Raw genomic sequence first — 24127 nt, forward strand, 5'->3', positions numbered from 1 at the left:
GCCGGGTGTAAAATAGTCAGTATCGCGCGTAGTCTCTCGCGCTCAACGCAGCTAAAGGATGAAGGCACATGTCTCTAGAAGAACATGCGGAATGGCCCGCAGTTCGATGGGGCGCGTCGACCGACATCGGTCCGGTCCGCTCTGAGAACGAGGATTCCTGGCTGGCGGTTCCCCCCGTCTTCGCTGTCGCAGATGGGATGGGTGGGCACCTGGGTGGTGCCCAGGCCTCGTCGAAGGCTGTCATTACGCTGCGGGAGTTCCTGAGTCCTCAGCGCCTTGGGAATCGTTCCGTTGACCTGGTGGATCTGTCCGTTGCGATCGACGCAGCGGCCACGGCGGTCGCCTCGTTGGCGTCGGTCGATAATCCGATGAGTGCGCCCGGCACGACGCTGTCGGGCCTCATGGTGCTGCGTACCGCCGAAGGGTCGTACTGGCTGTCATTTAACGTGGGTGACTCCCGTGCCTATGTTGTGGGTGGTGGGGGCATTCGGCAGCTCACCCACGACCACTCGGCGCTGCAGGAGGCGCGTGATCTTGCGGCTACCTCTGGGGCTCCTCGTGTGATCCCTCCCGCAAATGTCGTGACAAAGGCACTCGGTGCAGGCCAGGTCGGAAGTGTGAAAGCGGACTATACAATCATGCCGTTGGAAGATGGAGATCGGGCCGTGATTTGCACGGATGGCGTGCACGGTGTCCTGAGTGATTCGCGGATTCATGAGGTTGTTGCGGACGGCGATGGTCCGCAGGGTGCGGCCGACAGACTTGTTCGAGCGTCGCTGGAGGCGGGGACTCGGGACAATGCGACCGCGGTTGTAGTTTACGCAGGAACCAAATCGCGAGTAACATTGACAATGAATGTCATGAATCGGATGATTCAACCAGTACGTCCGGCGTCGATTGAGACCGCTCGCCGGGTTCCTCGTAGAGAAGGCGGTAACTGATGCTTCAGATTGGACGCTTCCTGTGTCGCGGGCAGGGCGCGATGCTCGTCACGGGTCCCCTCGGTGCGGCGCTGGCTCCGCTCGACTTTGCGGATTCCGCCGCCGATGTGGTGTGGGGACGCGCCGACACCCAGGCGTGGCTGTCCCACGTCCAGGCTGAAAAGGGTGACGTCCTGCTGCTGGACTGCGCGGGCGAGCAGCCGTACCTGACTGTGCTGGGCAATATTCAGCTGCGCATGCGTGCCGCCGGCCAGATCACCGAGCAGGTGTGGACCGACCCGATCTGGGCGTGGCCATTTAACCCCGGTGAGTGGCAGACCTTTGAGGCCACCATCGTCGACGGCGACGAGGTCACGTGGATGGTGCCCGCCGCCGATCGCGTCGAAGCTGGGGAGATCCGTATCGGACGCGCACTCGACGAGGTCGAGGCCCTTGCCTCGATGCCCGTCGACACGATGGGCTTCCTGATCAATCCCGATATTCCGGACCGCGAGCGCCGTGCCCGCCGCGAGGCTCGCGAGGAGCTGCCGGAGCCTTCCATACACTCGGCTTCCGTCGATCTGGCCGCTGTTGAGGCCCAGTTCCTCGCCGCGACCAGCAATAGCCCGGTGTCGCTGTGCCCCTCTTCGCGCAACCCTGACGACGAGGAAGCTCCCGAGGCTCCCGAGGTCTCGGATGAGCAGGTTGAGGAAGCTTCGCACGAGGAGGCACCTGCGAAGGATACTGAGCAGCCCTCGGGCGAGCTCTACATCGTTGCTGATGCCGAGGAACCGCCGGTCGACACCGCTGAGTCCGCCGAACGTGCGGGCGGTTTCGGCGAGTCGGGTGTCCCGGCCTCGCCTGAGCCGGCCTCTGGGGAGGTCGTCGAGTCTCCCGCCGTCCCTGAGGCCATGAGCGCCGAGGGCCTGGCTGACCTGGGTGCTGAGACCGATACCGAGGCGACGATCCTGCGCCTGGCTCCCACGAACTCGGGCCCCGCCGCGCCCGTCGCGTTCCTGATTCACGGCGGTACCGTGCCCGTCGAGGTTTCCCGTGACGTCGTCATCGGCCGCGACCCCGACGCCCGTGCGCTGACCGGCCGCCCCGTCGCGACCGTCCTGCGCGTGCCCAGCCCGCAGACCGAGATCTCCCGCTCACACTGCGCCGTCATGATGACGACCCCCGGCTCCTGGGCCCTCATGGACCTGGGCAGCGCGAACGGCACCGTCCTGCGCCACGCCGACGGCTCGTTCCAGGACGTCACCCCCATGGTGACGATCGCCCTGAACGACGGCGACCTCATCGATGTGGGCGAGGGAACCACCATCGAGTTCCGCGTGCGCTGATTGACTCAAACGCTGCAGGTGGGGCGGGCCTTCGGGCTCGCCCCACCTGAGTTTGTCTGTGTTGTTCACGGGGGAGAGGGGAGCGGTCGACTGTCCCGGCCTCATCTATGTAAGGACAATCATACTCGCGCGCGCCTTAAGGTGACCTTGGTCCCTTGAAGCGTGTATCCTTACCCCTGGTAGCGACCCGCTGGTGGGTCGGTCATCGCAAACAAGGAAGTTGAGGACCACGATGGTCAAGTACGTATACGACTTCTCCGAGGGCGACAAGTCCATGAAGGACCTCCTCGGAGGAAAGGGAGCCAACCTCGCCGAGATGACGAAGCTCGGTCTGCCCGTTCCCCCCGGCTTCACGATCACCACCGAGGCATGCCGCGCATACCTCAAGGAGTCGACGGTTCCCGAGTCGCTTGCCACCGAGGTCACCACCGCCCTGCGCGGCGTCGAAGACCAGATGGGCCGCCACCTCGGCGATCCCTCTGACCCGCTCCTCGTCTCCGTGCGAAGCGGCGCCAAGTTCTCCATGCCCGGCATGATGGAAACCGTCCTGAACATCGGCCTCAACGATGAATCCGTTCTCGGCCTCGCGGCCGTTAGCGGTAACGAACGCTTCGCGTGGGACTCCTACCGCCGCCTCATCCAGATGTTCGGCAAGACCGTCCTCGACATCGATGGCGACCTCTTCTCCGACGCCCTCGACGCCCTCAAGGCCGAGCGCGGCGTCACCGGCGATACCGAGCTGACCGCCGAGGACCTCAAGGGCCTCGTCGACACCTTCAAGGGCATCGTCAAGGAACAGACCGGCAAGGACTTCCCGCAGGACCCGCGCACCCAGATGGACATGGGCATCGAGGCCGTATTCCGCTCCTGGAACACCGAGCGCGCCCGCATCTACCGCCGCCGTGAGCGCATCCCCCACGACCTGGGCACCGCCGTCAACATCTGCACCATGGTGTTCGGCAACATGGGCGACAACTCCGGCACCGGCGTCTGCTTCACCCGCGACCCCTCCTCCGGCCACTCCGGCGTCTACGGCGACTACCTCGAGAACGCGCAGGGCGAGGACGTCGTTGCGGGCATCCGCAACACCCTGCCCCTGTCCGCCCTCAAGGAAATCAACAAGCCCGTCTACGACGAGCTGCGCGCCATCATGCGCAAGCTGGAGACCCACTACCGCGACATGTGCGACATCGAGTTCACCGTCGAGCGCGGCAAGCTGTGGATGCTCCAGACGCGCGTCGGCAAGCGCACCGCCGCCGCCGCCTTCCGTATTGCCACCCAGCTCCTGGGCGAAAAGCTCATCACCCGCGACGAGGCCCTGGGCCGCGTCACCGGCGACCAGCTCACCCAGCTGATGTTCCCGCAGTTCGACGCCAAGGCCGAGAAGGAGCTCATCGCTCGCGGCATGGCCGCCTCCCCGGGCGCCGCCGTCGGCAAGATCGCCTTCAACAACGCCCAGGCCGTCGAGGCCGCCGAGAAGGGCATCAAGACCGTCCTCGTGCGTCGCGAGACCAACCCCGATGACCTGCCCGGCATGGTCGCCGCCGAAGGCGTCTTGACCGCCCGCGGTGGCAAGACCTCGCACGCCGCCGTCGTCGCCCGAGGCATGGGCAAGACCTGCGTGTGTGGCGCCGAATCCCTCGTCATCGACGAAGCTGCCGGCACCGTTACCATCGGCGACCTGGTCCTCACCTCCGAGGACACCATCGCCATCGACGGCCAGACCGGTGAGATCTTCCGCGGCGAGGTCCCCGTCGCCGACTCGCCCGTCACCACCTACCTGGCTGACGGCCTCGAGGCCGGCATTGCCGCCGCCGGCGAGGACCAGGGCACCCGCGAGCTCGTCGAGGCCGTCGACAAGCTCCTTGCCCACGCCGACAAGGTCCGCCGCCTGCGCGTGCGCGCCAACGCCGACACTCCCCTCGACTCCAAGCGCGCCATCGCCTTCGGCGCCGAGGGCATCGGCCTGTGCCGCACCGAGCACATGTTCCTGGGTGAGCGCCGCCCGCTCGTTGAGCGTGCCATCCTCTCCGCTCCCGAGTCCGACGAGCGCCAGGCCGCGTTCAACGAGCTCGAGAAGCTCCAGAAGCAGGACTTCCTCGAGATGCTCGAGGTCATGGACGGCAAGGCCATGACCGTGCGCCTCATCGACCCGCCGCTCCACGAGTTCATGCCCGCCCTCATCGAGCTGGAGACGAAGGTCGCCGTCGGCAAGGCCACCGGCACCCTCGACCCCGCCGACGAGGCCATGCTCGTCGAGGTCCGTCGCATGCACGAGCAGAACCCCATGCTGGGCCTGCGCGGCGTGCGCCTGGGCATCTACCTGCCCGGCCTGTTCGCCCTGCAGATGCGCGCCCTGTGCGAGGCGGCCGCCGACCTCGTGGCCCGCGGCCTCAACCCGCGTCCCGAGATCATGGTTCCGCTCGTCGGCTCCGTGCGTGAGCTCCAGCTCGTGCGCGAGGAAGGCGAAGGCATCATCGCCTCCGTCGCCGCTGCCCGCGGCGTGGACCTGTCCGGTGTCTCCATCGGCGCCATGATCGAGCTGCCGCGCGCCGCCATGACGGCCGAGGACCTCGCCGAGGAAGCCGACTTCTTCTCCTTCGGCACCAACGACCTGACGCAGACCGTGTGGGGCTTCTCGCGCGACGACGTTGAGGGCGTGTTCTTCCCGCAGTACATCGAGGCCGGCATCTTCGGCGTCTCCCCCTTCGAGTCCATCGACGTCCATGGCGTGGGCACCCTGGTCTCCGAGGGCGTGCGCCGCGCCCGCTCCACCAAGCCGAACATCAAGCTCGGCGTGTGTGGCGAGCACGGTGGCGACCCGGCCTCGATCCACTTCTTCCACAACGTGGGCGTCGACTACGTGTCCTGCTCCCCGTTCCGCGTCCCCGTCGCCCGCCTCGAGGCTGGCCGCGCCGCAGTCGAGGATCACGTGGACATGACCGCCTGATCGCTGGTGGTGCTTGGTTCGCTGAGCGCCGATGAGTGAGCGTGACGAGGCCGCGGCCGGGAAACCGGTCGCGGCCTCGTTCCGTTGTGGGCGGGGTGTTGTGGGCGGGGGAGCGTGTGGTAGATCGGCCCACCTATCGGCCCATCTACTGGTGGTGTTAACCCACTTGTGCGCAGCTACCCCCATTTACCGGAGGCTGGGCGGGTGTGCCGATGTTGCCACCAGGTGGGTTCACATGCGCAGGGGTGGGCCCACGTTGCCACCAGGTGGGTGAGTGTGCGGGCCTGTGTTCTGTTGTTGCGGGTGGTGCTTGGTGCGCCGGGGGTTGGCGGACTTTTCTCGCCAGTTCTCCTGTGCCGTGTGTGGTGTGAGCTTTCAGATTCCGCGTTTGTTCTTGTTTGAGTGTGCAGTGCACCCGATCCGTAGGCATTACACCCGTTCTGATCGGGTGCTGTGCCCCGTAACGGGTGTAGCGCCCGGTAAAGGGTGCAGTGCCTCGTAACGGGTGCAGCATCCTCGCGGTGTTGCTGGTTGAACGGTCGACTGTGGTGTCGCATTGCCTCACGAACTGGTGCAGCATTGGCCCCTCGCGCGTCGTGTAAGCGGTGCATGTCCGCGCGAATGCTTGTTGATAACTGGTGTTACACCACTTAGGTGGGTATTGCACCAGTTGGGAGGTGGTGTACTGCTCCCTAACTAGTGCAATTCTCGTGGACGCGTGTTGGTTGTGCGCATCTGCTCGAGGTATGAACCCACTTGTGCGCTGCGAGAACCATCTACTGGAGGCTGGGCGGGTGTGACCATGTGTCACCGGGTGGGGTAACGTGCGCAGGCGTAGGGCCGGAGCAGCGGTGCCACGGGTTGCGGCTTTCCGACGGTGGCTGCGCTCAGGGTGCGGCCGGTTGCGGGGCATCGGCGTGGTTCAAGCCGGGGTGTCAGGGAGTAATGCCGATGCTCTGCAGCAGGAAGATCAGGCCCACCATGATCGAGTTGTTCAGAGCGTGGAACGCCCACGAGTAAGCGATGTTCTTCCCTGATTTCACGTAGATGAGGGTCAGGGCGATGGAGATCGGCAGGTAGGCCAGCAGGTCCTGCCACTGGTAGCAATGCATGTAGGCGAAGAGAATGGCGGAGATCGACGCGACGAGCCACGTGGGCACAAACGCGCTGAGCTTGCCGATGAGGATGTGCCGGTAGAAGATCTCCTCAATCATTGGGACGCCGATGGCCACAAAGAAGGAGAACACGATGCTGAGAGCGCCTTCGGACAGGGCGTTCATGACGGCCTGTTGGTTCTGGGCTATCGGCGGATTGGTTCCGTAGATGGAGATGCGCAGCGTGGCTTGCACAATCGTGAGGAGGAACCACATGCCGAATAGCAGTGCGATCTTGAGTGCCGGTCGTGTGCGGAAGTATGAGAAGGCGGGGAAGAACTCGCGCCCGAAGAACGCCAGTACCATGACCAGGAAAATCGAGTCGAGCACGATGTTGACGGCAGTGATGTTCCATGACTCGGGGATGATCGATGTCGGCACGATGCCGAGTAGGAAGAAGGTCGCGTAGGGGATGCCGAAGATCACGATCCGCACCCAGTCGGCGCGACTTGGGCGCGCGGGCCGCATGGGGAACGAGGCCTTGGCTGCGTTATCTGTCGCGGTGACAGTGGGCAGGGGGCTCGGTGCCGGGGTCGCCCCGGTCGATACGGGAGTCGAAGGTGCGCGGTGCGTGCTTGGGTCGGTAGGCATGGAGCTGAGGCCACTTCCTGTTGGGCTGTTGTGCTGCCCGTATATTCTGACAGATTTTGAAATAGAGTGGCGCGCGGATAGTTGAAACGATGTGCCTGGCGCGCAAGCGACGTGGCTCGTTTTCCCTGACGGGGAAAGGTTTTCGTGGCAGCGTGTCAGCAAACGATCGCCCTGGGTCCTTAGTCCCTCAAGGGGGGTGTGTTACCGCGCTAGCACCGTCACAGCATGGTCACAATTTAGGGCGACCTAAACGGACTACTTTCCGCCTGGGCGAGATGTGGCTACGCTCAATGCATAGAAAACGCATTATCCCTGCGTTATCTAATCGCCGGATCGTCAGGAGGCAAGCGGTGACAGTGCTTCGCGCTCACGCGCATAGTATTCGCGCTCACGTACGCAACATCGGTCAGCGACTCAGTCGCGTCCTCATCGTCGCAGTCATGGCAGCTCTGGCCGTGGCGATGTTCGCCTCGCCCTCGCGAGCCGCGGATCAGACGTGGAGCGATGTTTCGACCACGATCAATGGCCTGATCGATCAAGGCGTGTCCACCTTTAAGGCGGGCGACGCCAAGGGCGGCAAGGACAAGGTCAACGACGCCTACTACAAGCACTACGAGATCACCGGCATGGAGAAGCAGGTCATGGCCCGCATCTCCGGCTCGCGCGTCTCCCAGGTGGAGATGGAGTTCTCCCTCCTGAAGAAGGCCATGAGTGACGCCGACAGTGCGGGCGTCGATAACCACGCTACGACCCTCAAGCAGTACATGGTCGAAGATGGCGCATCCCTGGATGGCGTGGCCCCCGGGTCGGCAGCCCAGGCCTCGTCGGACGACTACAGCCCCGGCGCGTGGGGTGAGGTCGCCAAGACGATCAACGGCATCCTCGAAGACGGCGCCAACGCCTACAAGGGCGGCGACGCCAAGGCCGGTAAGGACAAGGTCAACGAGGCCTACTACAAGCACTACGAGATCACCGGCATGGAGAAGCAGGTCATGAGCCGCATCTCCGGCTCGCGCGTCTCGCAGGTGGAGATGGAGTTCTCCCTCCTGAAGAAGGCCATGACCGACGACGACTCGGCGGCGGTCGACCAGCACCTCTCGACACTGACGAACTACATCCGCGAGGACGCCAATAGCCTCGACGGCTACACCGGCAAGGCTGCCGACAAGACCACTGACAGCTCGGGCACCTCCCCGTGGATCGCCCAGTTCCTGCCCTCCCTCCTCGTGATTCTGCGCGAGGGCATGGAGGCGATCCTGGTCGTCGCCGCGGTCTTGGCCTACCTGGCTAAGGCCGGCCACAAGAAAAAGGCCCCCATCGTGTGGGGCGGCGTGGTGCTCGCCTTCGGCCTGTCCATCGGTCTGGCCTTCCTCTTCAGTTACGTCACCTCCCTGGCGGGCGCGAACCAGGAGCTCCTCGAGGGCTTCGCCGCGCTCTTCGCGGTTGTCATGCTGATCTGGGTCTCCAACTGGATGATCAACAAGTCCTCCAACAAGGCGTGGGACGAGTACATCAAGAAGCAGACCGACGCCTCGCTGAGCAGCGGCTCCCTGCTGGGCCTCGCCTTCATTTCCTTCCTCGCCGTCCTGCGCGAGGGTGCGGAGACGATCCTCTTCTACGTCCCGATCGTTGCCGCCGCGGGCGACAAGGTCCACTACGTGTGGATCGGCCTGGCGGTCGGCCTCGTGGCCCTGGTCATCATCTACCTGCTCATCCAGTTCGCGGCGGTCCGCATCCCGCTGCGCCCCTTCTTCACCATTACCTCGATGCTGATGGCCTTCATGGCCTTCACGTTCACGGGTTCTGGTATCGGGGAACTTCAGGAGGCGGACGTCGTGTCCCTGACGCCCATCTCCGGCTTCCCCACCATTGACCTCTTGGGGATCTACCCCCGAGTGGAGAACCTGGCCGCGCAAGCCATCGTTCTCGCCATCATCGTCGGTCTCTATTTCTTCGGAAAAGCTCGCCTCGCCCGCGAGGCCGCCGCCCAGTCGCGGGCCGGGGAATGACACCCTCGAGCGACACCGACGTTTCACCCAACCAACACGCACAGGAGATCATCACATGAAGCGCTCTCTGTTCCGCGTCGGCGCGGCCCTGGCCACGCTGGCCCTCGCAGGCACTCTGGCCGCCTGCTCCAACAACTCCTCCTCGTCCTCCAGCGAGAAGCCCTCGACCTCGTCCTCGGCCGCCGCTGACTCTGCCGCCCCCGCCCCCGGCGAGGACGCTGGCTTCGAAGAGCAGCCCCTCGGCGACGAGGTCCACGTCGGCCCCCTCGTCGTGGGTGGCGTCTACTTCCAGCCCGTCGAGATGGAGCCCCAGGTGGGCACCCCCGCCGCCGAGTCCTCGATGCACATTGAGGCCGACATCGCCGCTGCCGCCGACAACAAGCTCGGCTACGGTGCCGGCGACTTCGTCCCCGGCCTGACCGTGGACTACGCGATCAAGGACAAGTCCGGCAACGTCGTCCAGGAGGGCACGCTCATGCCGATGAACGCGTCCGACGGCCCGCACTACGGCCTGAACCTGCCCAAGCTGGACGCCGGCACCTACGACGTGTCCTTCATGATCAAGCCCCCCAGCGTGTGGCTGCTGCACACCGATAAGACCACGGGTGTTGAGGGTCGCTTCTGGACCGAGCCGCTCGTCGCCGAGTTCCCGGATTGGCAGTGGGATCCCACGGCCGTCTCCTGGTGATCGACGATCGCTTGTAGAGGGGCCGAGGCAGCGGTTCTTTATAGGACCGCTGGCCTCGGCCCTCGCCCCGTGAGGGGACTAGAATCGATACCGTAGCTACGACTTCGGTGAACCTTTATTACGGGAGGAAAGCCAATGCTTCAGCAGATGAGTGAAGCAACCCTAACGCTGCTGTTGACGATGCTCGCGCTCGGCGCCGTCATCCGCTTCATGCCCGCCGCCGGGCGTGGTCGCCGCGGTAAGAAGGCACGCTCGGTCGCCGTGTGGGCCGGTATCGGCCTGGGCATGGTCTCCTCCCTGGCTTTGACGATCATTAACGTCGAGGCCCCCAAGTCCGTGAACCGCCAGACCGTTGGCCTGTTCACCCTCCCCGTCGCGATCGTCCTCGCGGTCCTGTTCCTCGCGCTCATCGCGGTGCGCTCGCGCCGCGTGCGTTCCCTCCTGCCCGGCGACGCCGACGATGAGGCCCGGGCGGCCTCGTCGATGGAAACCGCAGTGAGCGGGGATACCCTCGTGCGTATCGTCGGCGCCCTCTACATTGCGGCCGCCCTGTTCCGCGCAGTCCCCACGGCCATGAACCAGGCCGTCATGATGCTCTCGGGCGGCGTCGAGATCTACTCGACCCCGGTCGTTCTCGCGCTCGTCGGCTACGTGCTGGCGTGGGTGCTCGTCTGCTTCGTCACATGGGTCTCCTACCGCCTGTGCTCGTGGAACAACCGCGTGTGGCCGGCGGCCTTCATCCTGATCTCGCTGCTGGCCAACCACGCCCTGATGATCGTGCGCATCCTCAAGGCCAAGCGCTGGATCGCGATTCCCAAGGACGCGTGGAACGTCATGTCGTGGTTCATCAACCACGAGGCCGTCTTCACGATCGCCGCGGGCCTGGCCCTGTGCGCCGTCGTGTTCCTGACCTGGCTGGCATCGCGCTCGATTCCGACCGTCGGGGCCAACCCCGCCGAGGGACGCCTGGGCCGCGCGCGCTCGCGCCTCTACAAGTCCATGGCGGGCACCGCCGCCCTCGGCTACCTGTGCGGCGCGCTGCTCATCACTGTCGGCGTCGCCTACGGCAGCCAGGAGATCGAGCTGTCCCCGCCCGAGTCCTTCAGCGTCGTCGACGACCAGGTGAGCGTCAACCTCGCCGACATCTCCGACGGTCACCTGCACCGCTACGAGTACACGACCTCGGGCGGCGTGAAGGTGCGCTTCATCGTCATCCAGAAGTCCGGCTCATCCTTCGGCGTGGGCCTGGACGCGTGCGATATCTGCGGCCCCACCGGCTACTACGAGAAGGACGGCAAAGTCATCTGCAAGCTGTGTGAAGTGGCGATGAACATCGCGACCATCGGCTTTAAGGGCGGCTGCAACCCGATCCCCATCGACTACAAGGTCTCCAACGGCACGCTGACCGTGCCGATCTCGGCTCTCGAGGCCTCGGCCTCCGTCTTCGCGAAGTAAGGGGATCGCGTGTTCTTCCGAATGCTGCGCGGTGCCCTCACGAGGCGCGGTAACCGCCACCTGATGATCGCCCTGACCGTCGCGCTGGGCGCCTGCGTCGCCACGTCCATGCTCTCCGTCATGTTCAACGTGGGCGACAAGGTCAACCAGGAACTCAAGTCCTACGGCGCCAACATCGTCGTGCGCCCCCAGGGCGCGGCCGTCCTCGACGACCTCTACTCCACGGGCGAGGCCACCGAGTCCCGTTCCTACCTGCGCGAGGACGAGCTCGGCAACATCAAGACGATCTTCTGGACCTACAACATCCTCGACTTCGCGCCCCTGCTGAGTGTGTCAGTCACGGACGGGAGCGGCGAGCACGTGCCCACGACCGGCACATGGTTCAGCCACCACCTCGAGCTGGCCACCGGCGAGAGCGTCGAAACCGGCCTCGACAAGCTGCGCGGCTGGTGGGGCATCGAGGGGTCGTGGCCCGCGGACGACGACGAGAGCGGCGCCCTTGTTGGCACCACCTACGCGGCCGCCCACGGCCTCGGCGTCGGCGACACCTTCACCCTGACCCGCGAGGGAATCACGCACGAGTTCACGGTGCGCGGCATCCTCACCAGCGGCGATGACGCCGACCGTGGCGTGTTTATTCAGCTGGCGCAGGCCCAGGCGCTCCTCGAGCGCGAGAACGTCGTCGGCAGTGTCGAGGTCTCCGCCCTGACCACGCCCGACAACGACCTGGCCCGCAAGGCCGCGAAGAACCCGAACTCGCTGAGCGTGTCCGAGAAGGAAACCTGGTACTGCACCGCCTACGTCTCCTCCATCGCCTACCAGATCGAGGAAGTCATGACGGACTCCGTGGCCCGCCCGGTCCGCCAGGTCGCCGAGTCCGAAGGCACGATCCTCGAGAAGACCCAGCTGCTCATGGTCCTCGTGACCGTCCTGGCGCTCATTGCCTCGGCCCTGGCCATCGCGAACCTGGTGACCGCGGGCGTCATGGAGCGCTCCAGCGAAATCGGCCTCATGAAGGCCGTGGGTGCCAAGGATAAGCAGATCATCTCGCTGTTCCTGACGGAGACGATCGTCGTCGGCCTGGTCGGCGGCGCCATCGGCTACGGCGGAGGCCTCGCCCTCGCGCAGGCGATCGGCTACATGGTTTTTGGCTCCTCCATTGCCTTCGTGCCCGTCGTCGTCGGCCTCGTCGCCATCCTTGTCATCCTCGTCGTCCTGGGAGCCTCCATCCCGGCGATCCGCTACCTGCTGCGCCTTAACGCGGCGGAAGTCCTGCACGGAAGGTGATGCCCATGTCCAGACGAGCAATGTTCTGGCGGATGGTCACCTCCTCCATCCTGCGCCGTCGCTCCCGCGTCCTCATCGCGATCCTCGCCGTCGCCATCGGCGCGACCACGCTGTCCGGCCTCGTCACGATCGCCGTCGACGTGCCGGCCCAGCTGGCCCGAGAGATCCGCTCCTACGGCGCCAACCTCGTCGTCACCCCCGCCGGTGACGTGCCCATCACGGACGAGGCCGTGGCCGCCGCGACCGCCCAGGTGCCCGCGAGCGCTCTGGTCGGATCCGCAGCGTTCGACTACGAGACCGTCACCATCAACGACCAGCCCTACGTTGCGGGCGGCGCCGACCTGGAGGCCGTGCACGCCATGAACCCGTACTGGTACGTGGACGGGGACTGGCCTGCTGCGACGGGCCAGATCCTCGTCGGTGAGCAGGTCGCCTCGACGATCGACGTGAAGGCGGGGGACACGATCACAGTAAGCCAGCTGGACGCCGGCGCTTCCTCGAAGGGCGCGCAGGTACAGTCCGGCGCCCCGGCGCCCGGCCTCAAGGTCGATCCGCGTACCGTCACCCTGACCGTGTCCGGCATCCTCAAGACCGGAGGCAACGAAGACGGCTACGTGTACATGTCCAGACAGGACATGAGCACGCTGACCGGGCAGACCGGCGCCGTGTCGCTCGCCGAGTATTCGATCGCCCTGGAAGGCGATCAGCTCAGCGCCATCGCCGACGCGATGAACGCCGCGAACCCCGAGATTCACGCCCAGACCGTGCGCCGCCTCGCCCAGTCCGACACGGGCGTGCTGACGATGCTGCGCTCCCTCCTCGTCGTCATCACCGTTATCGTGCTGGCGCTGACTATGATCGGCGTGTCCACGACGATGATCGCCGTCGTCACCGAGCGGCGTAACGAGATTGGCCTGCGCAAGGCCCTGGGCGCCACCGCCCGATCCATCACCCGCGAGTTCATGGGTGAGGGCGTCATGCTCGGCCTCATCGGAGGCCTCCTGGGTGCCGGGGCCGGCTACGGCCTCGCCGTGCTCATTTCCACCTCCGTGTTCCACCGCTCCATCTCGCTGCACCCCGTGATCCTCCTCGGCACGGTCGCCTGCTCGATCCTCATCGCCGTCCTCGCCTGCCTCCCGCCCGTGCGCCGTGCACTGGCCGTCGATCCCGCGCTCGTCCTGCGCGGAGAATGAGAGTCACCATGACCACCTCCACCGCCACCCCGGCCTCGTCGGCCCCCACGGACGCGCTGCTGAGCCTCGAGGGCGTCTCGAAGATCTACGGGGACCTGCACGCCCTCGACAACGTCTCCCTCGAGATTCCGCGCGGCCAGTGGGTCTCCATCGTCGGCCCCTCCGGCTCCGGCAAGACCACCCTCATGAACATCGTCGGCGCCATGGACACCGCCACCAAGGGCACCGTCATGCTGGACGGCCACGACATCTCCGACCTGACCGCCGACGAGCTCACCGAGGTACGCTGCCGCACCATCGGCCTCGTCTTCCAGCAGTTCCACCTCATCGGCCACCTTACCGCCCTTGAGAACGTCATGGTCGCCCAGTACTACCACTCGATGCCCGACGAGAAGGAAGCCCTTGAGGCCCTGGACCGCGTCGGCCTCGCCGACCGCGCCACCCACCTGCCGCGCCAGCTCTCCGGCGGCGAACAGCAGCGCGTGTGCGTGGCGCGCGCCCTCATCAACTACCCCAAGCTGCTGCTGGCCGACGAGCCCACCGGCAACCTGGACGAAACCAACGAGGAGATCGTCCTCGACCTGTTCAACCAGCTCCATCAGGACGGCACGACCCTCATGGTCGTCACCCACGACGCGCTCGTCGCCGAACAGGGCCAGCGCGAAATCCGACTCGACCACGGCAAGGTCGTCAAGGAAACCTGGCACGACCACGACTTCGAACAGCGCGCCTCCGGCCTGGTCCTGCCCGGCCGCGACGGCGACGCGCGCAGCGGAAAGGACAAGGTGCGATGACCACGCCCACCCCTGTTGAGAGCCGATCCCGCTGGGTTGCCCCGGCCTCGTATGCGGTCCTCGGCGCCCTCGGCGCGACCATCCTGGCCGCGTGCACGCCCAACACCGGCCTGGACATGACCAAGCCCATGAGCGACGGCACCTGGACCGCCCAGTCCAACGCCGACGACCAGGGCTCCATCGGCACCATCACCATCACCGTCGAGGGCGGGCGCATCACCGCTACCTCCTACGAGACGACGCTGGCCGACGGCACCGACAAGGGCGCCGAGTACGGCAAGAACTCCGCGGGCGAAGTCTTCAACGAGGACTACTACAAGAAGGCGCAGGCCGCCGTCGCTTCCTACCAGGAGTACTCCGACAACCTCACCAAGGTCGGCGACCCCGCCAAGGTCGACGTCATCACCGGCGCCACCGTCGCCCACCAGCAGTTCGTGCAGGCCGCCATCCGCGCCATCGCCGCCGCCCAGGGCGTTTCCCCGGACGGTGCCGACGACATCAACATCCCCGGCCTGAACGATGCCACCAAGGACGGCGACCTCGACAAGGACCTCGGAGGCTCTGACGGCTGATTTGGCGCGTACTGCCGCCGCGCCGGGGGACGAGGCCGTGGCTGGGTCTCCGGGGGTAGCTCGCGCTGGGGACGCTGCGCCCACGTGGCGATCCTCTTTCCCCGCGATGGGCACCCGCGTCGACATCATCGGCTGGGGCGGGGACGGTATGGCGATCGTCAACGCAGTCGTGGGCGTTGTTGCACGCCACGAGGACATGTGGAGCGTGTTCCGGCCTTCCTCCGAGGTGTCGCGACTCAATGCCGCTGTTGCTTCGACTGGGTGCGGTGGCGGTGCATCCCGTTGCGGGGCCGATTCCGCGGTGGCCGGCCCCGGCCTCGTCGTCGGTGAAGAAACCGACCGGCTGCTGCGTGACGCGCTGGCGCTCGCGGAGGCGACTGGGGGAACGTTCAACCCGTTGATCGGGCCGCTCGTTGCCGCGTGGGACACCAAGGCGATGCGGGCCGCGTACGTCGCGGGTGTGCCCTTGCCGCCCGCGCCGTCTGAGCGCGTTGTGGAGGCGGCGTTGCGGGCGTCATCGTGGGGCTTGCTGTCGCGCGTTGGCGAGCGGCGGTGGGCGATGGGTGCCCCTGCTGAGTCCGTGGGTGGTGTCGATGTGCCCAGTCCGCGCCTCGACCTGGGCGGCATTGCGAAGGGATACACCGCCGACGCGTGCCGTGACCTGGCTGTGGCCCTGGGGGCGCGTGGTGTGTTGGTGTCGGTGGGGACCTCGTCGGTGTCGGTGTTTGGGACTCGCGCCGACGGTTCCTCGTGGCGCGCCGGCCTGCGAGACCCCCATGGCGGGCCCACGTCGGTCGCTGGCGTCGTAGAACTGCCTGCGGGCGGCATGGCGTCCCTGTCGACGTCTGGCGACAACCTGGGGCCGCTGGGCGGTGTGCGTGCGGTTTGTGCGGGGTCTGCGGCGGGGAGTGCGGTGGGTCCTCTGGTGGGGCCTGCGGCGGATCGTCGTGCGCGTGAAACATCGCGTGAAACATCTGTCGGTGGTGGTCGAGTTTTCGACCACCACATCATCGACCCGCGTACGGGATACCCCGCTCATGCAGGTGTGCGACAAGTCAGTGTCGTGGCCTCGTCGGGTGTGCTGGCGGAGGCCCTGTCGACGGCACTGCTCGTCGACCCGTCCATCGATGTTTCGGACGTCGTGGCCCGATGGTCGCGCTTGTCTGGCGCCCCGGCCTCGACGAAGGTTGTGAGCCTTGTGCGTGCCGAGCAGGGATGAGGTCCAGGCGCGGTCAGGCCTGGTCGGTGCCCGCATTACGAGAGGGTGGGGGGCGAGGGACGGGGCTCATGTGGTCTACCCGCCAGGCGTGATGTGACACTGCCGAGACTCGCAACCGAACGCTCGACGGGCGTGTTCGTTCCCGTTGTCGCTCCGTTGACGGCCGCCATGCGGTGGAGGCTATGAGCGCTGGTGCAACCGTGTGTTGTCCTATGCCCCTGTGATCATTCACCCGTCGAGGAAGTACTGAGGCAACTGTGATGACCGTCAGCTGAGCGGTGTGAGGCGCGGGATCGTTGTTGAGGTTGACCTCGACGATTACCGACGTGCATCAGGAGTACCTCCGCGTTATCACCGTTGCGTGTGGACTGGTATGCAGGGGATGAGCCACTGGCAATGCACCCGTTGTGTGGCGCTACACCCGAACAGAAGGGGTGCAACGCCGACGGTTCGGGTGCACTGCCCCTCAGAACACGTGAAAGTGTGGTCGGTGTGCGCAGAGGCGATTGTGTCGCAAAGAGGGTTGAACTAGCTCGCGCTCTATTCACAGTCCCTTGTTCGTGTCGCTGGTTATCCACAGGGGTTGATTGTCTTGATGATCTCAACTCGTGGGGCTGCAAGAATCCACATATGAGCAGCCACCAATTGACAGTTATTCGTACCTCGGAAGCGTGTCGCATGGCGCATGAGGAAATAGAATCAGGCGCTTTCTTGCACGTGATGCGAGGATGCTACGTTCGAGTCGATGACACGCGTCTTCTTGACACTCCGTGGCGCACGTGGATAACAGTGGCGCGAGCTCGTCTCCTTGCCGTCCATGCGTTGGGGAGCGGGGATCGAGTATTCGTTGGTGCAAGTTCACTTGCTTCTCGAGGTATTCCTCTGTGGGAGGCGAACCCGGACATATACGTCTGGGCTCGTACTCGGCGTGGGAGTAAGCCTCTCCGCGCGGTTCGCGCAGCGGGGATCCTCGTACCCGGGGTTTCGGTGCGATGGTCTGTTGTATCACCTCTTCAGGGAGAGATACAGACTGTTGGTGGCGTCCTGGCTGAAGGCGTCATCGATGCGACGGTACGTATGGCTTGTTGGTCTGAGCCCCTGAGTGCATTTGTAGGGATCTGTATGGTGCTGAATACGCAGTCGTCCTTTGACCTCTTTTCGCAGGAAGAGTGTCGCGATCGGGCACATGGGGTTCGGTCAGAGATGCTCGTGAGGCTCACGGAGTGGCGCGAACATAACGACAACATGCCGGCGCGCCGAGCAGAAGCCCTCATTCGAGCCGCTGACCCGGGCTGTGACAACCCTGCTGAGGCTGCGTTGCTGTGGGTCTTGAAGTCGGTGAGTGCCTTCGAGGTCGTGACCCAGTTTGAGATCGTCGTCAACGGGCGACGATACTTTGCGGACATCGCTATTCCGGGACTCATGATCATCTTCGAGTTCGATGGGATTGGAAAGCTCGGAAAGAACGAAGCCGACTTTGCTCGGGCGAAGCGTGACTGGATCCAACGTGAGAATGATTTACGTGGAGCTGGCTGGACTATCTATCGATTCTCGTGGCCAGACTATGAGGATCTGACGCAACTGAGAGCCTGGGTGACTGAGTTGTTAGCGCCGTACCAGGCATCGATCCCCGCATCCGCACAGCGCTTGTGGGCGGTTCCAACGCAGGCCTGCGACGGTCCGAATCGGCGGTTTCACATGGGTACATCCCGACGGTGGTCGCAAGGGTCATGCGCATGATCGGAGGCGCTGCACCCGTTACGTGGCGCTGCACCCGAACAGAAGGGGTGTAATGCCTACGGATCGGGTGTAGCGCACGCCGTAACAAGTAGATTCGCGGCATGGCCGCCGCTCGTCGGCACACAAAGCAGCTCGGCCCCACAGCCGGGCCCGGTGGCACCCGGAAAACCCGTGTGGCCGCGCAGCGCCGGCATTCACCCTGCGCGCCCCGCAAGCAGCGTCGCCAGGTGGACGCCACCGCGGTCCGCCAGCTGCGCGGCCTGGGTACGGCACGAGAAGCCATCCGCCAGGTACACGGCCTCCGGATGTGCCGACAACGTGGGCAGCAGTGAATGCGACGCGACGGCGACAGATAGGTCGTAGTGGCCCGCCTCCATGCCGAAGTTCCCGGCCAGGCCGCAGCACCCCTCGAGCCTCGTCACGCGCGCGCCCAGCGACTCGAGCAGCGCCTGGTCCGCGTCCCACCCCATGACGGAGTAGTGGTGGCAGTGTGGCTGCGCGACGATCTCAACACCCTCCAGGCTCGGCAGGCGACGCTCGGATGCGGGCACCGCAGACAGCACCTCGGCGAGGGTGTGCGTCGCGGAAGACACGAGTCCCGAACGCGGGTCATCGGGCAGAAGATCCAGCAGGTCGTCGCGTAGTACCGCCGTGCACGATGGCTCAACGCCGACGATCGGGATCCCCGACGCCGCGAAAGGCGCAAGAACGCCCAGCAATGATGCCAAGTGTTTCTTCGCCCCCGTCAGCTGACCCGTCGTAATCCACGTGAGACCGCAGCACGCGTCCGGCGCGACGATTGGCGCAAACCCGTTCGCCTCGAGCACGTCGACGACCGCGCGCGCACCCGCATCGTCCAGGGTCTGGCTAAACGAGTCCGCCCACACGAGCGCGTACGGCCGCCCGCTGGGGTCGCGCGGCCCGCTCAAGATCGGGGAGTCCGGCATCGACGAGGCAGTGGCCCCCTCACGCTCGCGGGCAACGGAAACGGGATCCGAGTTGGCAGACGCAGGAACGCTGTCCGCCAACAGGGAGCGGCGGCGCGCCCACGCGGTGAAGGTGCCGGACTGGAGGGTGGGCATGCCTCGTCGAGGATCGAGGCCGATGATGCGGAAGGCGAGCGAGCGTAGGGGAGTGACCGACATGGCGGCGTTCGCGATGCTTGCCAGGCCGGGCACGCGCGCGGTGACGCGGGTGAGGCGAGGCAGCCAGCCGAGCGTGTAGTGGCTGAGGGGACGCATGCGGCCCCGGTAGGTGCGGAAGAGCGCTTCGGAGCGGTAGCGGGCCATGTCGACGCCGGCGGGGCAGTCGGCGGAGCAGGCTTTGCAGGCCAGGCACAGGTCGAGGGCCTCGAGGACCTCGGGGGAGTCGATGGCTTTGACGAGCTGTGAGTTCGCGGCCTCCTGGAGGATGCGGGCCCGCCCGCGGGTCACGTCCTTTTCCTCGCGTGTGGCCAGGTAGGACGGGCACATGAAGGTGCCGGACACTACCGCTCGGCACTTGCCGACGCCGGTGCAGCGGTGGACGGCGGCCGTGAAGTCGCCGCCGTCGTGGGTGAAGGAGAATCCGCCGTCCGCGGGCATCGGTTGGGCGGCCACTCGTCGCAGGTTGCGATCAAGAGAATCGATGCCTGGCTGCAACTCTGCGGGATCGCCGGCGACACCGGCAGTGCGCGCCTTCGAGCGGGAAGAGGCCTCGGCCTCGTCCATGGGTGCGGCGAGGACTCCCGGATTGAGGAGGTTGCCCGGGTCAAAGACGTGCTTGACGCGCGCGAAGAGGTCGAGCATCTCGGGCGAGTACATGAAGCGCAGGAGCTCGCCGCGGGCGCGGCCGTCGCCGTGCTCGCCGGAGACGGAGCCTCCGTGCGCGGCGCAGATACGGGCCGCGGACTGCAGGAATGCGCGCGAGTGGGCCACGCCCTCGGGGGTCTCGAGGGGCATGGAGAGGCGCACGTGTACGCAGCCGTCGCCGAAGTGGCCGTAGAGGAGGCCGTCGATATCGAACTCTTCCATGAGGGCGGTGAAGTCCCGCAGGTAGTCCCCGAGTTTTTCGGGTGGGACGGCCGCGTCCTCGAAGCCGGGCCAGGCCTGCTGGTCGCCGCCGCCCTCGCCGTCTGGGGGTGTGCGTCCGCCCAGGCCTGCGCCGTCCGCGCGGATTCTCCACAGCGCCGAGGCCTGCGCGCCCGGCGGGTACACGACCGTATCGACGGCGGCCGATTCGGCGCACAGGGCGCGTGCGCGCTCGAGGGTGACCTCCAGGTCTTCGCCGGGGGCGCCAACCTCGACGAGGAGCCAGCCGTCGCCCTCGGGCAGGGTGGGGACGGCGCCGGGCCCCTTGTGTGCGCGTACGACGTCGACGAGGCGGCGGTCCATGCCTTCGATGGCGAGGGGCGAGTGGGCGAGCAGCGGGGGCACGTCGTCGGCGGCGTCGATCATGGAGTGATAGCCGAGTGCCGCCAGGACCGGTGCCTCGGGCAGGGGGACGAGGCGCACGGTGATGGACAGGATGAGGGCGAGCGTTCCCTCGGTGCCCGCGAGCATAGCTGCGAGGTTTCGCCCTCCTTCGGGGGTGAGGTGCTCGAGGGAGTAGCCGGAGACTTGGCGCTTGAATCGGCCGAGCTCGGTGCGGATGGGGGCCAGGTTCGAGTCGATGAGCGAGGCTAGTCCCGGCACGTCGCTGAGTGCGCTGTCGTGTCCGGTCGTGGCCGTGAAGCGCCGCCCCTGTCCGTCGACGCAGTCCAGGGACACGATGTTGTCGCAGGTGCGCCCCCACGCGGTCGCGTGTGGGCCGCACGCGTTGTTAGCGACCATGCCGGCGATTGTCGCGCGGTTCTGGGAGGAGGGGTCAGGGCCGAAGCGCAGCCCGTGCGTGCCCGCGGCTGCCTGCAGGGTTGTGCCGACGCATCCGGGCTCCACGGTGGCGGTGCGGGCCTCGGGGTCGATCGAGATGACACGGTTCATGTGGCGCGAGAAATCGAGGACGAGGCCGGGGCCGATCGCGTTGGATGCGCACGAGGTGCCGCCGCCCCGGGCGGTGAGGGGGACGCCGTGGGCGCGGGCGAGGTCGAAGGCCGCGATCGCCTGCTCGGGCGTGCGGGGGAACGCGACGGCCAAGGGTGGGATGCGCGTGAGACCGGCGTCAGAGGAATAACGCGCTCGCGTGCCTCTCGAGGAGTCGACGTCGATCAGTGTGCGCAGGTCCGTCAGGAAGCTCTCGCTCATGAGGCCAGTGTGTCACGATGGCGCAGGAGTGGCCCGGGGTATCCGGTGTGCGGATGGTTGATCGGAACGGTGGCTTGGGCGGATGCGGAGCGCGTAGGTGCGTAACGGGCTGCGGCATGTCGATGCGTGTGGCCCTCAGATTAGGCGGGTTCCGGGTCGTCGCGGAAGAGATGTGGGAAAGGTGTCACGGGGACGGGCATGCGCTCGACAGGAGGAAAGTGAGGGCTGACGGCCTGGTCAGAATGTGGATACATGCGCGGCCATGAGTGAGTGTCCAGGCGGTAGGGAGATAGCTCGCGGCGCGTCTCCTCGGAAGCCGGAACCCGTGGTTCCGGTGCCGAGTATTCAACGATGTGCAGGTCTTTTCTGCCCATTGCTCGCCACCCTGTCTGTTGCTGATACCTGATGCGCAGTAGTCTAACCACTTGGAATATGATCTGTCATCTGTTCCGTGCGCAACACAAGGTATCCTACACGACATTGGTCCTATGTAGGCAGGGAAACGAGAATAGTTGCTCAGAACATGTCAGTGCGTGGATTGCGCCTTCGTGTGAGCTGTACTGACCTGTGCCTGTCGTTGTGTCCATACGCTAACCGCGCTCGCGAGGGCGAGCGCGGTTAGCGTATGCGCGTCAGTGGCCGGGGTTCGACGTCGCGCATGGACGCGGTCTCGGCCTGAGGGGCTGGGATAGCGCCTCGGGGTGGGCTAGTTCACGAGTGGCGTGCGAGTGGATCTCCCGGCATGCTGTCTGGCGTCGTAGGTGGCGGTGTTTCCGCTTCATTGGGTTCCATGTATTGCTTCATCCAGGGATTGCGATCGAGCTCCGTAATTTTGCCTTGAGCAGTTTGGAGCGCTTCCCACTCTTCGTCCGTCGTCTGCTTGCCGCCGGCGATGATGTTGGCGAAATCCTGAGACGTTCGGGTGCCTTCGTCGAAGTAGGACATGTGGTTATCGAACGACAATGCTCCGGTCGCAACCGTATAGTTGGCGGAGCCGGTTGTGTCGCCGCTCAGATGGGTGATGCCCTCCAGCTTGCGGGGATTGGTTCCGTACGAGGCGTCAGGACCCAGTCCTTGGACAGCGTCGCCGTAGGGGGTCGATGACTCGTAGACGTGGCCCTCGGGCAGACCGTAGGCATCGATGTTACGCACGCCTGATCCGGGAGAACCGAACATGACGAAGTTGTCGATGGTCCCCGCGGCCATCATGGGCACCGACTTGCCGGAAGTCGTTGAGCCGTAGGAGTGGCCGAGGAGCGTGTTGGTGAACTGGTGGCCCCGAGCGTCTGCGCTCGCGCGCAGTCCCTCTTCGAAGCGGGCCAGCTTGGGTGCAGCCCGGTCCGCGTAGCCGATGTCCGCCGCCTGAATAAGATCCAGTCCGGAGTTCTTCGGTGCCACGTATCCGAGGTAGGAGATCGTCGCGACGTTTCCGGGGTCGACTCCCGCGTGGGCGGTCTGTGCCCTCAGGCGATCATTGAACTTCATGTAGTATCCGAGGTCTCCACGCACGTTTGTGCCGATGCCGGGGACGGTGGTTGACACGTGGGTCGCGGTGTCGGGGTTGCCGGAGGAAACGATCGCGGTCGTGCGCTTGTACTTCTCGTCGTAGTCAAAGTCAAGCAGGTAGGCGGGGGCGAGGCCGTGAGTCAGTCGATAGCTAGGATCCGTTTGCGACTTGATGGCTACGAGGTCCTGGTATGCCTCTTTTGCTCGATCTAGCTTCTCTTTGGCGGCGAGTTCCTCCGAGTTCATGTGGCCTGATCTCGGTTCGCCGGAGATGCGTGTGCGGGCATCGTCGTATTCCTTTTGTGCGTCCTTGACGGCCTGCTCGGCATCCGCAAGGGCACCCGGTCGATACTTTCCCTTGTTGTCAAAATAGCCGTCGAGGGCGTTGCGGTTAGCCCTGTCTCGCGCCACTGCGGGGAGGCCGTCGAGGTGGCGAACCTCGTCTGGGCAGTGGTCGATGAGGTGCTTCTGCTGCTTCTCGGGTAGTGAGTTCCACCAGGCGGCAACCTGGGAGGGCGTCCAATCCTTCTTTGGGTGGTCGGGAACGCCGGCGACTTTGTTGTCTTTCTTGTCCCCGTCGGTGTAGGTGTCGGTGTTGATGTCGCTGAGCGCGTGATAGAGATCCGTGTCGACCTGGTCGGCCTGTTTGAGGATCTTCCCAATGTTGATGCTAATGGAAGCCAGGGCGATCGACGGTTCCCCTTGCTCGTTCTCTGTGCCCTTCCCGGTGACGCTACCGTCGGAGAGAATCGTGCAGTCGTTCGCCTCAGCGTATGCCTGTAGGGCGTTGATGTTTGCCATGACGGTCGCGACCCCGTCGCGTGCGCCTTCGATGGCGATGAGAGCACCGTTGACGTTGGTGAGCGCGCGCTCAAGCGAGGCGAGGTTCGAGATGGTTGTCGCGCGCATGGCTGTGACGGCGTTGCCCTGCGACTGGACCGCCTGCAGTGCCCCCTCGCCCTGTTCGTAGGCGCTGCGAAGGCCGCTGCTTGCCTCGAGGAGGTCGCTCCCGATGGAGTCAAGGGGGCCTGTCTCCCATTCGAGGATGTCTGCCCACGAGATCGCCATGTTTTACTCTCCCTTCGCGGGGCCGACGGGCGGGCAGGGTTCGGGTGTGCTCGCCATGATCTGTTGGAGTGACTGCTGGTTGATGTCTTCGGTTGCCTGGAACTCGGTGGCTGCCGCCTGAACGTTGTCCGCGAGCCCCTCGAGGGAGGTCTTCAAGGCCGTCAGCTGATCCTCCATGTGTTCGCCCGCGTATTGGGCCTGCTTGTAGGCCGAGCCTCCCGGCATGGCCGACTGGACCTGGGACAGGTTGAGGGGCAGTGTCGTGTAGGTTGCGATGTTCGCCGAGAGTTCGCGCAGCTCAGTGGAAAACTTTTCGAGGTCGCCTTGGCGGATGTCGAGGTCGGGCATCGGAGTTGTGTCCTGGAGTCGAAATTGTGCGTTACTAGTCCACTATTCTACCGACTTGAAGGAGCG

At 65.4% G+C, this 24127-nt stretch carries 16 protein-coding genes; 12 read left to right on the forward strand and 4 right to left on the reverse strand.

Going from position 1 to position 24127, the window contains the following annotated elements; translation table 11 throughout:
- Positions 1 to 68: 68 nt before the first annotated feature.
- From ACTODO_RS04640 to ppdK, 3 genes are all read left to right on the forward strand, one after another.
- Positions 69 to 941: a PP2C family protein-serine/threonine phosphatase gene (locus tag ACTODO_RS04640; RefSeq protein ID WP_003791964.1), complete on the forward strand. Its 873-nt coding sequence runs from the start codon at positions 69 to 71 to the stop codon at positions 939 to 941.
- Positions 941 to 2266, forward strand: coding sequence for an FHA domain-containing protein (locus ACTODO_RS04645; RefSeq protein ID WP_003791965.1), 1326 nt, complete (start codon positions 941 to 943; stop codon positions 2264 to 2266). The genes ACTODO_RS04640 and ACTODO_RS04645 overlap by 1 nt, the downstream gene beginning before the upstream one ends.
- A gap of 232 nt (positions 2267 to 2498) precedes the next feature.
- On the forward strand, positions 2499 to 5216 hold the full coding sequence (ppdK, locus tag ACTODO_RS04650) for a pyruvate, phosphate dikinase (protein ID WP_003791967.1): 2718 nt from the start codon (positions 2499 to 2501) through the stop codon (positions 5214 to 5216).
- A gap of 935 nt (positions 5217 to 6151) precedes the next feature.
- Here the strand turns inward: ppdK and ACTODO_RS04655 are convergent.
- Positions 6152 to 6961: a CPBP family intramembrane glutamic endopeptidase gene (locus ACTODO_RS04655; protein WP_244262518.1), complete on the reverse strand. Its 810-nt coding sequence runs from the start codon at positions 6959 to 6961 to the stop codon at positions 6152 to 6154.
- A gap of 350 nt (positions 6962 to 7311) precedes the next feature.
- Between ACTODO_RS04655 and ACTODO_RS04660 the strand changes: the two genes are divergently transcribed.
- From ACTODO_RS04660 to ACTODO_RS04700, 9 genes are all read left to right on the forward strand, one after another.
- On the forward strand, positions 7312 to 8970 hold the full coding sequence (locus ACTODO_RS04660) for an FTR1 family iron permease (protein WP_034512077.1): 1659 nt from the start codon (positions 7312 to 7314) through the stop codon (positions 8968 to 8970).
- A gap of 55 nt (positions 8971 to 9025) precedes the next feature.
- Positions 9026 to 9658, forward strand: coding sequence for an iron transporter (locus tag ACTODO_RS04665; RefSeq protein ID WP_003791972.1), 633 nt, complete (start codon positions 9026 to 9028; stop codon positions 9656 to 9658).
- A 135-nt stretch (positions 9659 to 9793) separates the two neighbouring features.
- Positions 9794 to 11113, forward strand: coding sequence for a DUF2318 domain-containing protein (locus ACTODO_RS04670; protein WP_003791974.1), 1320 nt, complete (start codon positions 9794 to 9796; stop codon positions 11111 to 11113).
- Positions 11114 to 11134: 21 nt separating this feature from the next.
- The gene (locus tag ACTODO_RS04675) at positions 11135 to 12400 is read left to right on the forward strand and encodes an ABC transporter permease (RefSeq protein WP_003791975.1); all 1266 of its coding nucleotides are present in this window, start codon (positions 11135 to 11137) and stop codon (positions 12398 to 12400) included.
- Positions 12401 to 12405: 5 nt separating this feature from the next.
- Positions 12406 to 13593, forward strand: coding sequence for an ABC transporter permease (locus ACTODO_RS04680; protein ID WP_050749191.1), 1188 nt, complete (start codon positions 12406 to 12408; stop codon positions 13591 to 13593).
- Between the two features lie 8 nt (positions 13594 to 13601).
- Positions 13602 to 14387 (forward strand): ABC transporter ATP-binding protein, encoded by a 786-nt coding sequence (locus ACTODO_RS04685; RefSeq protein ID WP_176748711.1) that lies wholly within the window; start codon positions 13602 to 13604, stop codon positions 14385 to 14387.
- Positions 14384 to 14959 (forward strand): hypothetical protein, encoded by a 576-nt coding sequence (locus ACTODO_RS04690; protein ID WP_003791980.1) that lies wholly within the window; start codon positions 14384 to 14386, stop codon positions 14957 to 14959. The genes ACTODO_RS04685 and ACTODO_RS04690 overlap by 4 nt, the downstream gene beginning before the upstream one ends.
- Before the next feature lie 37 nt (positions 14960 to 14996).
- The gene (locus tag ACTODO_RS04695) at positions 14997 to 16178 is read left to right on the forward strand and encodes an FAD:protein FMN transferase (protein ID WP_244262520.1); all 1182 of its coding nucleotides are present in this window, start codon (positions 14997 to 14999) and stop codon (positions 16176 to 16178) included.
- A 1122-nt stretch (positions 16179 to 17300) separates the two neighbouring features.
- Positions 17301 to 17918, forward strand: coding sequence for a hypothetical protein (locus tag ACTODO_RS04700; protein ID WP_003791985.1), 618 nt, complete (start codon positions 17301 to 17303; stop codon positions 17916 to 17918).
- A 194-nt stretch (positions 17919 to 18112) separates the two neighbouring features.
- Here ACTODO_RS04700 and ACTODO_RS04705 read toward each other — a convergent pair whose 3' ends face one another.
- The 3 genes from ACTODO_RS04705 to ACTODO_RS04715 all read right to left on the reverse strand — a co-directional run bounded on the left by ACTODO_RS04705 (position 18113) and on the right by ACTODO_RS04715 (position 24061).
- Positions 18113 to 21139 (reverse strand): FAD-binding and (Fe-S)-binding domain-containing protein, encoded by a 3027-nt coding sequence (locus tag ACTODO_RS04705; protein ID WP_003791987.1) that lies wholly within the window; start codon positions 21137 to 21139, stop codon positions 18113 to 18115.
- Positions 21140 to 21850: 711 nt separating this feature from the next.
- Positions 21851 to 23713, reverse strand: coding sequence for an alpha/beta hydrolase (locus tag ACTODO_RS04710; RefSeq protein WP_003791992.1), 1863 nt, complete (start codon positions 23711 to 23713; stop codon positions 21851 to 21853).
- Between the two features lie 3 nt (positions 23714 to 23716).
- Positions 23717 to 24061 carry a type VII secretion target gene (locus ACTODO_RS04715; protein ID WP_003791994.1) on the reverse strand — a complete coding sequence of 115 codons (345 nt, stop codon included), beginning with the start codon at positions 24059 to 24061 and terminating at the stop codon, positions 23717 to 23719.
- Between the last annotated feature and the right edge of the window lie 66 nt (positions 24062 to 24127).

Source organism: Schaalia dentiphila ATCC 17982 (assembly GCF_000154225.1).
Taxonomy (GTDB): domain Bacteria; phylum Actinomycetota; class Actinomycetes; order Actinomycetales; family Actinomycetaceae; genus Pauljensenia; species Pauljensenia dentiphila.

Bases quoted from the DNA above. Each gene is read 5' to 3' on its own strand.
- ACTODO_RS04640 (WP_003791964.1), top strand. From the start codon at position 69: ATGTCTCTAGAAGAACATGCGGAATGGCCCGCAGTTCGATGGGGCGCG.
- ACTODO_RS04645 (WP_003791965.1), top strand. From the start codon at position 941: ATGCTTCAGATTGGACGCTTCCTGTGTCGCGGGCAGGGCGCGATGCTC.
- ppdK (WP_003791967.1), top strand. From the start codon at position 2,499: ATGGTCAAGTACGTATACGACTTCTCCGAGGGCGACAAGTCCATGAAG.
- ACTODO_RS04655 (WP_244262518.1), bottom strand. From the start codon at position 6,961: ATGCCTACCGACCCAAGCACGCACCGCGCACCTTCGACTCCCGTATCG.
- ACTODO_RS04665 (WP_003791972.1), top strand. From the start codon at position 9,026: ATGAAGCGCTCTCTGTTCCGCGTCGGCGCGGCCCTGGCCACGCTGGCC.
- ACTODO_RS04670 (WP_003791974.1), top strand. From the start codon at position 9,794: ATGCTTCAGCAGATGAGTGAAGCAACCCTAACGCTGCTGTTGACGATG.
- ACTODO_RS04675 (WP_003791975.1), top strand. From the start codon at position 11,135: ATGCTGCGCGGTGCCCTCACGAGGCGCGGTAACCGCCACCTGATGATC.
- ACTODO_RS04680 (WP_050749191.1), top strand. From the start codon at position 12,406: ATGTCCAGACGAGCAATGTTCTGGCGGATGGTCACCTCCTCCATCCTG.
- ACTODO_RS04685 (WP_176748711.1), top strand. From the start codon at position 13,602: ATGACCACCTCCACCGCCACCCCGGCCTCGTCGGCCCCCACGGACGCG.
- ACTODO_RS04690 (WP_003791980.1), top strand. From the start codon at position 14,384: ATGACCACGCCCACCCCTGTTGAGAGCCGATCCCGCTGGGTTGCCCCG.
- ACTODO_RS04700 (WP_003791985.1), top strand. From the start codon at position 17,301: ATGGTGCTGAATACGCAGTCGTCCTTTGACCTCTTTTCGCAGGAAGAG.
- ACTODO_RS04705 (WP_003791987.1), bottom strand. From the start codon at position 21,139: ATGAGCGAGAGCTTCCTGACGGACCTGCGCACACTGATCGACGTCGAC.
- ACTODO_RS04710 (WP_003791992.1), bottom strand. From the start codon at position 23,713: ATGGCGATCTCGTGGGCAGACATCCTCGAATGGGAGACAGGCCCCCTT.
- ACTODO_RS04715 (WP_003791994.1), bottom strand. From the start codon at position 24,061: ATGCCCGACCTCGACATCCGCCAAGGCGACCTCGAAAAGTTTTCCACT.